The sequence below is a fragment of the Bacillus sp. SRL543 genome, assembly GCF_984799205.1.
Genome location: NZ_OZ481794.1, coordinates 1,494,943 through 1,507,864 on the forward strand (window position 1 = coordinate 1,494,943; position 12,922 = coordinate 1,507,864).

General features: G+C 48.7%; 11 protein-coding genes. 10 read left to right on the forward strand and 1 reads right to left on the reverse strand.

All coding sequences use genetic code 11. The features are described 5' to 3' along the window. Positions 1 to 61 precede the first annotated feature (61 nt). The 9 genes from AC4E8B_RS07630 (at position 62) to argF (ending at position 11,608) form a co-directional block, all read left to right on the forward strand. The gene (locus tag AC4E8B_RS07630) at positions 62 to 1,327 is read left to right on the forward strand and encodes a molybdopterin molybdotransferase MoeA (RefSeq protein ID WP_490217980.1); all 1,266 of its coding nucleotides are present in this window, start codon (positions 62 to 64) and stop codon (positions 1,325 to 1,327) included. After that, positions 1,321 to 1,836 (forward strand): molybdopterin-guanine dinucleotide biosynthesis protein B, encoded by a 516-nt coding sequence (mobB, locus tag AC4E8B_RS07635; protein WP_490217981.1) that lies wholly within the window; start codon positions 1,321 to 1,323, stop codon positions 1,834 to 1,836. The genes AC4E8B_RS07630 and mobB overlap by 7 nt, the downstream gene beginning before the upstream one ends. Before the next feature lie 203 nt (positions 1,837 to 2,039). After that, positions 2,040 to 3,071: an N-acetyl-gamma-glutamyl-phosphate reductase gene (gene argC / locus AC4E8B_RS07640; RefSeq protein WP_490217982.1), complete on the forward strand. Its 1,032-nt coding sequence runs from the start codon at positions 2,040 to 2,042 to the stop codon at positions 3,069 to 3,071. A gap of 123 nt (positions 3,072 to 3,194) precedes the next feature. Next, the gene (gene argJ / locus AC4E8B_RS07645; RefSeq protein WP_490217983.1) at positions 3,195 to 4,427 is read left to right on the forward strand and encodes a bifunctional ornithine acetyltransferase/N-acetylglutamate synthase; all 1,233 of its coding nucleotides are present in this window, start codon (positions 3,195 to 3,197) and stop codon (positions 4,425 to 4,427) included. A gap of 10 nt (positions 4,428 to 4,437) precedes the next feature. Then, positions 4,438 to 5,208, forward strand: a complete 771-nt coding sequence (gene argB, locus AC4E8B_RS07650) for an acetylglutamate kinase (RefSeq protein WP_490217984.1) — start codon at positions 4,438 to 4,440, stop codon at positions 5,206 to 5,208. Beyond that, entirely contained in the window at positions 5,205 to 6,362 is a 1,158-nt protein-coding gene (gene argD / locus AC4E8B_RS07655; RefSeq protein ID WP_490217985.1) for an acetylornithine transaminase, read from the forward strand. The genes argB and argD overlap by 4 nt, the downstream gene beginning before the upstream one ends. 107 nt (positions 6,363 to 6,469) lie before the next feature. After that, complete coding sequence (locus AC4E8B_RS07660) at positions 6,470 to 7,549, forward strand: carbamoyl phosphate synthase small subunit (protein ID WP_490217986.1); 1,080 nt, start codon at positions 6,470 to 6,472, stop codon at positions 7,547 to 7,549. Continuing rightward, entirely contained in the window at positions 7,542 to 10,655 is a 3,114-nt protein-coding gene (carB, locus tag AC4E8B_RS07665; protein WP_490217987.1) for a carbamoyl-phosphate synthase (glutamine-hydrolyzing) large subunit, read from the forward strand. The genes AC4E8B_RS07660 and carB overlap by 8 nt, the downstream gene beginning before the upstream one ends. Then, positions 10,652 to 11,608 (forward strand): ornithine carbamoyltransferase, encoded by a 957-nt coding sequence (gene argF, locus AC4E8B_RS07670; RefSeq protein ID WP_490217988.1) that lies wholly within the window; start codon positions 10,652 to 10,654, stop codon positions 11,606 to 11,608. Before carB ends, argF begins: the two co-directional genes overlap by 4 nt. Before the next feature lie 78 nt (positions 11,609 to 11,686). On the opposite strand, the gene AC4E8B_RS07675 is transcribed toward argF, so the two are convergent. Continuing rightward, positions 11,687 to 12,499: an undecaprenyl-diphosphate phosphatase gene (locus AC4E8B_RS07675; RefSeq protein ID WP_490217989.1), complete on the reverse strand. Its 813-nt coding sequence runs from the start codon at positions 12,497 to 12,499 to the stop codon at positions 11,687 to 11,689. Positions 12,500 to 12,658: 159 nt separating this feature from the next. Here AC4E8B_RS07675 and AC4E8B_RS07680 point away from each other — a divergent pair, with 159 nt between their 5' ends. Further along, entirely contained in the window at positions 12,659 to 12,838 is a 180-nt protein-coding gene (locus AC4E8B_RS07680) for a YjzC family protein (protein ID WP_009794074.1), read from the forward strand. The last annotated feature ends 84 nt before the right edge of the window (positions 12,839 to 12,922 follow it).

The window sequence follows — 12,922 nt, forward strand, 5'->3', positions numbered from 1 at the left end:
ACAGCGGGGCATCCTGCTGTTTTTTAGCTTCAGCAAAAAAATACATAAGGAGTGGAAAGACGTGGTTGAAAGGAGAAAGCCTATCCCGGTTGGGGAAGCTATTGATAAAATTCTGCAGATGGATTTTGCCGGGACAGCTGAATGGGTCCCGATCAATGAAAGCTATGGCCGTTATTTGGCGGAAGATTTAAAGGCAGCCCATGATGTGCCCCATTTTGATCGCTCTCCGTATGACGGATTTGCTGTCAGGGCTGCAGACACAGAAGGGGCATCAAGCAGCACTCCTGTGGAATTTGAGGTTGTGGACCATATAGGGGCAGGCCATGTGGCAAAGGTGCAGGTGGGAGCATACCAGGCTGCAAGGATCATGACCGGCGCCCAAATGCCGGCAGAATGCGATGCTGTTGTGATGCTGGAGCTTGCCGGGACAGAGGAGCGGGACGGGAAAAATTATATGAGCTTAAAGAGAGCATTTAAATCCGGAGATAATGTTTCTTTTCAGGGTGAGGATGCAAAAAAAGGAGATACTCTTCTCGGTAAGGGGAAGAAGATTAATCCAGGTGTGATCGCTATGCTTGCCACCTTCGGCTGCAGTTCTGTGCCTGTTGCCAAAAAGCCTGCCATCGGGCTGTTTGCGACAGGCACGGAACTTCTTGATGTGGAAGAAGACCTTAAACCGGGACGGATCAGAAACAGCAATTCCCATATGGTGATGGCACAGATTGAACGCGCCGGCGCAGCCTGCGAATATTATGGGAAGCTGCCGGACGATTTTGATACCTGCTTTACTGCCATAGAAGCGGCGCTTGGAAGAACGGACATCCTTGTTACTACAGGTGGTGTGTCGGTAGGGGATTATGACTATCTGCCGGCGATATACAAAAAGCTTGGAGCTGAAGTGCTTTTTAACAAGGTGGCCATGCGCCCCGGGAGCGTCACAACTGTAGCGCGCCTTGGCGGAAAGATGTTATTCGGGCTGTCAGGCAATCCATCTGCCTGCTATGTGGGGTTTGAGCTGTTCGTAAGGCCGGTGATCCGGGGGATGCTATTTACTGATAGAGTTCATCTGCGGATGGAGCAGGCTGCTCTTGGGGAAGATTTTCCAAAGCCCAATCCATTTACAAGGTTTGTGCGGAGCAGGCTGGAATATGAAAATGGCAGGCTGATTGCACGGCCAAGCGGTGTGGATAAATCAAATATAGTCATGAGCCTGGCAGGAGCTGATGCTCTTATGGTGCTTCCCGGCGGCACAAGAGGATACCAGAAAGGCGATGATGTACAGGTGCTGCTGCTTGAAGATGATCAAGGGAGCAGCCAGCCGTGGTAAAGCCTTCTGTTTTTCAGATTGTGGGCTTTAAGAATAGCGGCAAGACAACGCTTGTACAGGCTGTGATCAGAGAGATCCAAAAGCAGGGGATGGCAGCCGTGACGATCAAGCATCATGGACATGGAGGAAAACCTGATGTTCTTGAGGATAAAGATTCCTCCTTGCATATCAAAGCGGGTGCAATGGCCAGCCTTACAGAAGGAGGAGGAAGCATCCTCATGCAGGCTGACAGGCTGGACTGGCCGCTGGAGCAGCTTATTGGGCTTATGAGTGTATTCGGGCCGGACATCATACTTATTGAAGGATATAAAAAGGAGTGTTATCCGAAAGCTGTAATCGTCCGGGATTTGGATGAGGCAAGCCAGCTGTCCAGTCTGGAAAATATCCATGCTGTCATAACTCCCCTCCTCCCCGGGGAGGCCCAGCCCTACTTTGAACAAGTTCCGCTTTTGCCGATTTCAGAGGCGGCTGAGAAGTTAGCATCTTATATCATAAGTCATTGTAAATAGTTTGCTGAAAAGCCGCCTGCGGGTGGCTTTTTTTATTTCAAAAAATCAGGTTGTGTGCATTTTAATTCAAGTTTTTGAATATTTAATAAAAAAATAACATGATTAAGGTTGATTTTGGTATGCTAAATTCCTATAATAAGAGAAACATTATACATAATTATTAATATATTTGATTAAATATACAACTTATGAGGGGGGATCCCATGAAGGCATCCATCATCGGGACGACAGGATACGGCGGGGCAGAGCTTCTCCGCATTTTGCAGCACCATCCTAATTTCCAGATTCAATCGGTACACTCGACCAGAGGTGAAGCTCCAGTTTCGTATGAATATCCTCATCTGCTGAATATAAACACCCAGACTTTAGAAGGAATTGATACAGAAAAGATTGCAGAGCAATCTGATGTGGTCTTCCTGGCAACTCCTTCCGGTGCATCCGGAAAGCTTGCCGGCCAGTTTGCAGGAAGAAATATCAAAGTCATCGATCTGTCCGGGGATCTGAGGCTTCCGGTGGATCAGTATGAAACCTGGTACAAGAAGGAATCGGCAGACCGTTCAGTGATAGAGAAAGCTGTTTACGGTTTGAGCGAATGGAACAGGGAGAAAATTGAGGAGGCAGACATCATTGCAAATCCCGGATGCTATCCGACAGCAGCCTTGCTCGGACTTGCCCCGGCGCTCAAAGGGGGGCTGATAAAGCCCAGCGGCATCATCATCGACGCAAAGTCAGGGATTTCGGGTGCCGGCCGTTCGCCTTCAAAAGGGACCATGTTTGCTGAAATGAGCGAAAACTTCAAGATCTATAAAGTGAATGAGCACCAGCACACACCGGAAATTGAACAGCAGCTGAAGCTGTGGAATAAAGACGCATCCCCGGTTACTTTCAGTACCCACTTGATCCCGGCAGTGCGGGGAATCATGGCGACCATGTATGGAGAACTGATGGAAGGCGTTTCAGCAGAAGCCGCTGTCTCGGCTTACCGGGAAGCCTATGAAAATGCCCAGTTCGTAAGGATAAGGCCGCCGGGCAATTTTCCTGCCACCAAGGAAGTAACAGGAAGCAATTACTGTGATATCGGCCTTAGTGCAGATAAAAGGACCGGAAGGCTTACCATTGTAGCAGTCATTGATAACCTGATGAAAGGGGCTGCCGGCCAGGCAGTACAGAATGCCAATCTGATGTTCGGCCTGCCGGAAAATGCGGGGCTTGGGTTCATCCCTGTATACCCATAACGCATAGGCTGGCCGGCCGCCTTTTTCAAAAGAAAGATGAACGCTTGTATTTCAACTGGTTAAATCCCAGTGCCCTATCAGCACAGCGGGTTCTTTTAATAGGAATTTCTGAGGAGGTAAATCATGCAAGCATTGTCACAAGAAAGTGCAGTAAAAAAAATCTTGGATGGAAGCATTACCAGTCCCAAAGGATATAAAGCTGCAGGCGTACATGCCGGACTGAGATACAGCAAAAAGGATGTCGGGGCCATCATCAGCACTGTCCCGGCCAGCAGTGCAGCTGTTTATACAACAAGCCTGTTTCAGGCAGCACCTTTGAAGGTGACGCAGGAAAGCCTGGATGGAGGAGGAGTGCTGCAGGCAGTGATCGTGAACAGTGCCTGCGCAAATGCCTGCACCGGGCAGCGGGGGTATAAGGATGCACTTGAGATGAGGAAGCTGGCCGCTTTGGAATTTGACCTTGAGGAATATTCAGTAGCAGTTGCCTCAACTGGGGTGATTGGCGAATATTTGCAGATGGAGAAGATCCAGGAGGGTATCAAGGCACTGGACCCAGGAAGCGGGGCAGATAGTGCCGAAGACTTCCAGACTGCTATATTAACAACCGACACAGTCATGAAAAGCTGTGCGTATGAAGCGGAAATCGACGGGGTGGTCATCAGGATGGGCGGAGCAGCCAAAGGCTCCGGCATGATCCATCCTAATATGGCCACAATGCTTGGATTCCTTACAACCGATGCAAGCATCTCCCCTCCAGTCCTGCAGCAGGCATTGAAGGAAGTGACGGACAGCACCTTCAACCAGATCACTGTTGATGGAGATACTTCCACAAATGATATGGTCCTGGTGATGGCCAACGGACTTGCCGGGAATCAGCCCCTGTCTCCTGAGCACGCTGAATGGAATGTATTCCTCGACCTCCTATGTTCCTGCTGTGAAAGCCTTGCAAAGCAGATCGCAAGGGACGGTGAAGGGGCGACTAAGCTGATAGAGGCAGAAGTGGCTGGTGCTGTGTCCGATCAGGAGGCAGCAGCAGCAGCAAAGCAGATCGTAGGTTCGAATCTGGTGAAGACAGCTGTCTATGGTGCTGATGCGAACTGGGGCAGGATTATCGGCGCCCTCGGCCAGAGCAGCATCAGCTTGAATCCTGATACCGTGGATATCTGGATCGGCCCGATATGCATGCTGAAAAATAGTGAGCTGCAGGCTTTTTCCGAGGAAGAGGCAAATGCCTATCTCCAGCAGGAAACTATAAAAATTTTGGTCGACCTTCATTCTGGAAAAGGAAGCGGAAAAGCATGGGGCTGTGACCTTTCCTATGATTATGTCAAAATCAATGCGAGCTATCGCACATAAGGGGGAAGTGATGAAGTTAATTGTCATTAAATGCGGAGGCAGCATCCTAGACAGGCTGACAAGTGATTTTTTTGGCAGCTTGAGGAATCTCAATGTGCAGGGCTATCAAATCATTTTTGTCCATGGAGGCGGTCCGGAGATCAATGATATGCTGAGGCTTAAAGGCATAGAGCCCCAATTTGTCCAGGGGCTGAGAAAAACGGATGAAAGAACACTTGAAACAGCTGAAATGGTCCTTGCCGGACAGTCCAACCGGAAATTGGCGGATCTCCTGCAGCAGAACGGATTTAATGCCCTTGGGCTTAATGGGCCGGACGGCATCCTCTACGCCGACTTCGTTGATAAGGATAAGCTGGGCTTTGTCGGCAGAATTGACCATGTTTCGGCAGAATTGCTGCAGCTTCTCTTGGATAACGGGTATCTGCCTGTTCTTACTCCTTTGGCAAAAACGGGGGAAGGCCTGAAGCTGAATGTTAATGCAGACTATGCGGCGGCGGCAGTGGCCCAGGCCCTGAATGCAGAGCAGTGCCTGTTTGTGACTGATGTTGAAGGCATTAAGGCAGAGGGGGCTTTAATAGATAAGCTGGATGATGAAAAGGCTTCAGCCTATATTCAGGATGGGACCATCTCAGGGGGGATGATTCCAAAGGTGGAATCGGCCCTGGCAGCCATCCGGCAGGGAGTCAAAAGCGTCCGGATCATTTCAGGTGTGAAGCCATTTTATACAGGCGGTGCCTGGGGAGGAACACAAATCAACTGCAAAGAGAGGACCATGGCATGAGCAATCTGTTTCCTGTATACCAGCGCTGGGATATCGAACCAGCAGAAGCAAGTGGGTGCATACTCATCGACAAGGCCGGAAAAGAATATCTCGATTTCACATCAGGGATCGGCGTCTGCAATCTGGGGCATCGTCCAGAGGCGGTAGAAGCAGCTGTCAAGGAACAGCTCGAAAACTTCTGGCATGTATCCAATCTTTTTGAACAATCAGGCCAGGAGAAAGCAGCCTCTCTGTTATGTGAATATGCCGGAATGGACCGGGCGTATTTTGCCAACAGCGGGGCCGAGGCAAATGAAGCAGCGATCAAACTGGCACGAAAGGCGACCGGAAAAACGAAAATCATTACCTTTCTAAACTCATTCCATGGCAGGACCTTTGCGGCCATGTCCGCAACAGGGCAGGAGAAAATCAAACACGGCTATGGACCGATGCTGGATACATTTGTATATGTTCCGTTCAATGATATAGATGAAGTGAAAAAGGCAGCGGATGGGGAAACAGCAGCCATCATGCTCGAAATGGTGCAGGGAGAGGGCGGCATCCATATAGCAGATGAAGATTTTGTCAGTGAGCTTGCTGCATTTTGCAAAGATAAGGGCATCCTCCTGATCATCGATGAAATCCAGACAGGGATTGGAAGGACGGCGAAGCCTTTTGCATATATGCACTTTGGCATCCAGCCTGATATTGTAACATCGGCAAAAGGGCTGGGCAGCGGATTGCCGATCGGTGCCATGCTTGGAAAAGACCATCTGGCAGAGGCATTTGGGCCGGGGAGCCATGGATCCACCTTTGGGGGGAACCCGATAGCCATCGCAGCGGCTTCAGCGACCTTGGAGGCCGTAATGGATGAAGGATTCAAGTCAAGCCTTGCTGAACTTAGCGGCAGCTTCAAAAACATCTTGCTGAAGGAGCTGGCCGATATTCCAGGTGTGAAGGATATCCGCATTTTTGGAATGATGGCAGGAATCGAGCTGGCTGCTGAAGCACAGCCTGTCCTTCAGGAGCTGAGGGATAAAGGATTGATTGCCCTCCCGGCTGGAGCACATGTCATCAGGCTTCTTCCTCCTCTAACTTGCACAGCGGAACAGATAAAAAAAGCGGCAGGCAAAATTGCAGATACTTTGCGTGCATCTGCCTCTATCCTTTCATAAAAAGCAAGAAAGTGTAATCTGCAGCTGACAAGGCTGTTTTCTTTTAATGATAATGTATAAAAATAAATTTAAAATAATATTTATGCGTCAGAAGAGGTGTGTGCATAATGAAGGGCTACCTACATTTAAACAGCGGAGAAACATATGAAGGCAACTGGATTTCTGAATCCAAGCCGGTTCATACAGAAGGGGAAATCGTCTTTTTCACGGGTATGACCGGCTACCAGGAAGTTTTGACAGATCCATCCTATAAAGACCAGATTATTGTGTTCACATATCCGCAAATAGGCAACTACGGAGTCAATGAATCAGATTTTGAGAGCCGAAAGCCGCATGCGGCGGGAGTCATTGTCTATGGTACTCCTGCAGAGGCCTACCATTATCAGTCGAAATACAGCCTTAAAGCGTATTTGGATAAATGGGGCATACCGCTCCTTGGCCATATAGATACAAGATCTGTCGTAAAAAAAATCAGAAATGCGGGCACCATGCCGGCAGTTATGTCACTTCAAAAAGAAAAAGCCGGCAGTTTACAGGAAAAAAGTGCAATGAAGGTGAGTGCCGTGTCCCCTGCCGGGCATCATCCGGCTGGCAGCGGCAGCATCCATATCGTCCTCATCGACTATGGAAACAAGAAGTCGATTGCTGAATCGCTGCTGAAGCGCGGATGCCGGATCACCACTGTTCCTTACAACACAACCTTTGAGGCAATCAAGGCTATGCAGCCGGATGCTATCCTGCTTTCAAATGGACCTGGAGATCCAAAGCAGCTGACAGAGATGCTCCCGGATATCAAGAAGCTGATTTTCAACTTTCCGGTACTGGGAATTTGCCTGGGCCATCAGCTTGCAGCCCTGGCGCTTGGTGCAGACACAAAGAAGCTTGCTTTTGGCCATAGGGGGGCCAACCATCCAATAGCAGATGCCCGGACAGGAAAAGTCATGATGTCATCTCAGAATCATAGTTATGTTGTGGATGAAAAAAGCCTGAAGGGAACCGGCTTAAAGACAAGATTCCATAATCTTCATGACCGGTCGGTTGAAGGCCTTGTCCATCAGTCACTTCCGCTCAGCACAGTCCAATTCCATCCGGAAGCACATCCCGGGCCGCAGGATGCAGAGTATATATTTGATGAGTTTATCGAAATAATCAATGCAGCACATGGGAGAGTAACAGCTTATGCCTAAAGACCAGACGATCACTTCAATACTTGTAATAGGATCAGGCCCTATTGTCATCGGGCAGGCCGCAGAGTTTGATTACGCGGGGACACAGGCCTGCATGGCGCTGAAAGAGGAAGGCTATAAAGTCATCCTGGTGAATAACAACCCTGCGACAATCATGACAGACCACAGCTATGCGGATACCATTTATTTTGAGCCGCTCACTGCGGATTCACTTGAAAAAATCATTATAAAAGAACGCCCGGACGGCGTGCTGGCTTCCCTTGGAGGACAGACCGGCCTGAATCTGGCAATGGAACTGAGCGAAACAGGGGTGCTGGAAAAATATAAAGTCAAAATGCTCGGCAGCCCGATTGCAAGCATCAAAAAGGGCGAGGACAGGGAGGAATTCCGCCAGCTGATGAAAGAGCTTGATGAGCCTGTCCCTGACAGCGAAATCGTCAGGGAAGCAAAAGAAGCGAAGCGGTTTGCCGAAGCTTCCGGCTTTCCAATCATTGTCCGCCCTGCTTACACGCTCGGCGGCTCAGGCGGCGGAATTGCCCATTCAATGGAAGAATTCATGCTTCTCGTCGAGGGAGGGCTCCTCGAAAGCCCGATTTCCCAATGCCTTGTGGAAAAAAGCATTGCCGGCTATAAAGAGATTGAGTATGAAGTGATGCGCGACAAAGATAACACATGCATCACCATCTGCAATATGGAAAACATCGACCCTGTCGGCGTCCATACCGGGGATTCAATTGTCATCGCACCTTCCCAGACTCTGACTGATGAAGAATATCAGATGCTTCGCTCTGCCTCTATTAAAATTATCTCAGCACTCGGGATTATCGGAGGCTGCAATATTCAATTTGCCCTTGATCCCGAAAGCAGAAAATATTACCTGATAGAAGTCAATCCGAGGGTCAGCAGGTCTTCTGCCCTTGCTTCTAAAGCAACAGGGTATCCGATAGCCCGGATGGCTGCCAAACTGGCAGCAGGATACAGCCTGTCCGAGCTCATCAACCCGGTTACAGGCGATACGTATGCAAGCTTTGAGCCAGCACTTGATTATATGGTTGTGAAATTCCCAAGATGGCCATTTGATAAGTTTTCAGGAGCGGACCGCAGGCTTGGCACCCAGATGAAGGCAACAGGGGAAGTGATGGGGATCGACCGCAATATCGAAAGGGCCCTGCTGAAAGCAGTACAGTCGCTTGAATCTGACAATCTGGATCTGAAGAGCCCGGGGCTGGCAGGCTTGGCGGATGATAGCCTCGTCACCAGGATGAAGGGTCAGACAGATGAACGTTTCTTTATTGTGATGGAGCTTCTGCGCAGAGGGTATGATATCCAGTTTATCCATGAGCTGACAAAAATCGATCTCTTTTATCTTCAATGCTTTGCCAGCCTTGCCAGCCTGGAAAAGGAAATTGAATCCTGTTCCCTTGAAACTGTAAGTAAAGAACAGCTGCAGCTTTTCAAGGAAAAAGGATTCAGCGATGAATACCTTGCGTCTGAGTGGAAGGAAGAGGCCCTGTCAGTCAGGATGAAGCGAAAGCAATTTGGGATACTGCCTTCTTACAAAATGGTGGATACTTGTGCAGCTGAATTTGAGGCACAGTCCAATTATTATTACTCAAGTTATTATGGGGAAAACGAACAGCTGCCGAGCGAAAACAAGAAGGTGCTGATCATCGGCAGCGGGCCGATACGCATCGGGCAGGGAATCGAGTTCGATTATTGCTCTGTCCACGGGGTATTTGCCTTGAAAGCAGAAGGCATTGAAACAGTGATGATCAATAATAACCCTGAAACGGTCAGTACAGATTTTGCCACAGCCGACCGCCTGTATTTTGAACCGCTCACACCGGAAGCTGTCCTCAATGTGGCAGAATCTGAAGGCATCAAAGATGTCATTGTCCAGCTTGGGGGGCAGACCGCGCTTAACCTGGCCGACAAGCTGGAGAAGGCAGGTCTCAACCTTCTCGGCAGCCGTTCGGCGGTCATTGATGACCTGGAGGACCGGGATCTGTTCTACCGCCTCCTCGATTTTCTCGAGATCCCCCGGATCAAGGGGGAGACTGCCTCATCGGATACAGAGCTGAAAGAAGCAGCAGAAAGGATCGGCTATCCTATCCTGATCAGGCCGTCTTTTGTCATCGGCGGAAAAGGGATGCACATAATCAGGAGCAGCAGCGAGCTTTCAGGCTTACTGGGAAAAAAGGAAATCATCTACCCGGTGCTTTGTGATCAATTTTTGCATGCAGCAGAAGCGGAACTGGATCTTGCAGCTGACGGGGACAACATACTTGTCCCAGTCATCATGGAGCATATCGAAAAAACCGGGGTCCATTCCGGAGACAGCCTCTCCTTATTGCCTGCACAGTCATTTTCAGGGGCAGCTAAGAAAAAAATGTTCGACTATGGCAAAAAAATCGTCAAGCATCTGGCGTATAAAGGCTTGATGAATATCCAGTATATCGTTGACGGTGAGAATGTATATCTCCTTGAAGTAAATCCGCGGGCAAGCAGGACTGTGCCGATTGTCAGCAAGGTGGCAAATGTTCCTCTCGTACAAATTGCGACAAAAATATTGCTTGGGAAATATAAACTGCCCCACTCAGAAGGGCCTTTGTACGATCATCTGCCGTTCGTCTGCGTAAAGTATCCGGTGTTTTCCAATTATGCGCTTAAAGGGCTGGATCCGAAAACTTCACCGGAAATGAGGTCGACAGGGGAAGGAATAGCCTTGGCCCCTTCCTTGAATGAAGCTGTTAAAAAAGCATTTCATAAAGAAATGAAGCCTGCAGCAGCACCTGTAATCATGACGGGAAGAGGCGAAACAGATAGTATGGAAGGTCTTGATGAGACATTGGCCAATTTTGGAATAAGTCTTCAGAAGGCAGGTGAAGACCGGGATATGGATGCAAACATACTCGCTGTCTTCAGCATGGGAGAAGCACAAGAAGATTTTCTGCTGAGGGAATTTGCCGTCAAAAACCGTCTCCCTGTCTTTACACAGCCGGAAACGCTCTATGTCTTCCTGGAATCCCTCCAGGTCAAGGAATGGGCAGTATGCCCGCTGCAGGAATGGCATAACCAACTCAATAAGGATGTGACACTAGTATGATAACCGCGCAAACATCAGATAAGAGCCTTAACATACAAGGGAAGGACTTTTTGACTTTGGCTGATTTTTCAAAAGATACGATTACCGGCCTTGTCCAGAAGGCAAAGAAGATGAAGAATGCCTCCCTGCTCGGCAAGGATTCAAAGCCTCTGAACGGAAAGATACTAGGGATGATTTTTGAAAAGCCATCAACAAGAACGAGGGTGTCGTTTGAGGCAGGCATGATACAGCTGGGCGGGAGCGCATTATATCTGAACAGCAATGATCTTCAGATAGGACGCGGGGAAACAGTTGCAGATACAGCAAAAGTTCTTTCCCAGTATGTTGATGCGATTATGATCAGGACCTTTACCCATGGGATGGCTGAGGAGCTTGCACTGCATGCTGATATTCCGGTAATCAACGGTCTGACGGATCTTTACCATCCCTGCCAGGCGCTGGCCGACTTGCTGACCATCTATGAAGTGAAAGGAAGGCTTGAAGGACTAAAGCTTGTTTATGCAGGTGATGGGAATAATGTAGCCCACTCCCTGATGATTGCAGCAGCCAAGGTAGGTATGAATCTGACAATTGCAGCACCGCCTGGATATGAACCCCAGGAAAAGGTGCTGGCACTGGCAAAGCAGTTTGGCAAAGAAACCGGCGCGGAAATTGAAGTAGTGAATAATCCCTTTGAAGCAGCTGCAGGCGCTGACATCCTTTATACTGACGTTTGGACCAGCATGGGCCAGGAAGAAGAAAATGCCGAGCGGCTTGAGATATTCAAGTCTTACCAGGTAAATGGCCAGCTTGCAGCATCGGCAAAACAAGATTATATTTTTCTCCATTGTCTCCCGGCGCACAGGGGTGAGGAAGTTGCTGCCGATATCATCGATGGCAGCCATTCTGCGGTGTTCCAGCAGGCGGGGAATCGTCTCCATGCCCAGAAGGCGCTGCTTGCGGAGCTTTTATAAACGCTTAAAACCCAGAGTCCGCGGACTCTGGGTTTTTGTGTACTGTCAAATTTTTTAAGATGGTGAATCCTGTTCTCTTTATGAGAGAAAATAGACTATTGGTCCAACAATGAAGCAGTAGATGGCAAAATAGATCAGATTCCCTTTAGCCATGATATTCATAAACCACTTCAGTGAAAAATAGGATGCCACTAAAGAAGCAATGAAGGCAATGGCATATGGAATGGCCAGTGAGCTTAAATTCGGATCGCCAAGCAGGTCCTTCAGGCCAAGGATCATTCCTCCGGCACTGACTGGAATATACAGCAAGAATGAAAATCTGAGCGCGGTTTCCTGCTTCATCCCAAGACCCATGGAAGCAACGATGGTTGCCCCTGACCGGCTGATTCCGGGAATGAGTGCAACCGCCTGTGCGATTCCGACAATAATGGCATCTTTGACTGTAAGCCCGGCATCATTTTTCTGCCCCTTCATATTGCGGATCAGCCATAAAGCAAGTCCTGTAACTACAAGGGTGATCCCGACTGTCTTGATATTGGCAAGGTGCTCATCGATGTAATCCTCAAACAGGATGCCGATGACGCCGGCAGGAATGGTGCCGATGATCAGATAAATGATAAAACGGAAATCAGCTTCTGCCCTTTTATCCTTGGTTGTTATGTAAACGAGGCCGTTTTTAACAAGCCTTATGATGTCTTCCCTGTAAATGATCAGTACCGCGATCAAAGAAGCGGCATTAACAAGCAGGGCGAAGCTCATGCCTTCTATTTTTAATCCCAGGAAATGCTCGGCTATTTCCAAATGACCGCTGGAGGAGATGGGAATGGGCTCAGTGAATCCCTGGAATAATCCTAAAAACAGATACTTGACTAAATCGTAAAAATCCTCCAAATGTTTATCCTCCAATTTTCTAATTTATCCTTTTTCATTTAACTATAACCGGCTTGATGTGTAAAGCGATATCAGGGCGTGGGAATTGTTTCTTCCTTTAACAAGGCTGCCGATGGGCATAATAATTAATGATTTTGAATTAAAAGGAGGAGTTGCACGATGGGGCAGAACCGCCAATTCCGTCCGGGCCAGAAGGCTCCCAATAACGGGATATATATCGAAATCGGTGAAACCGGGAGCAATGTCAATAACCCGAAGCAGCTGAAAATGAAAGCGGGAGACACATTTCCGGAAGCTTCCAATCATAACCGGATCTGGACATACCAGCGAAAACCTTAAGAAGCGGGGGGATCATTCCCCTCGTTTTTTCATATGTTCCCATAGCTGCCCGCCCCGTATGCTTTACTGGTGCCCAATCTGTAA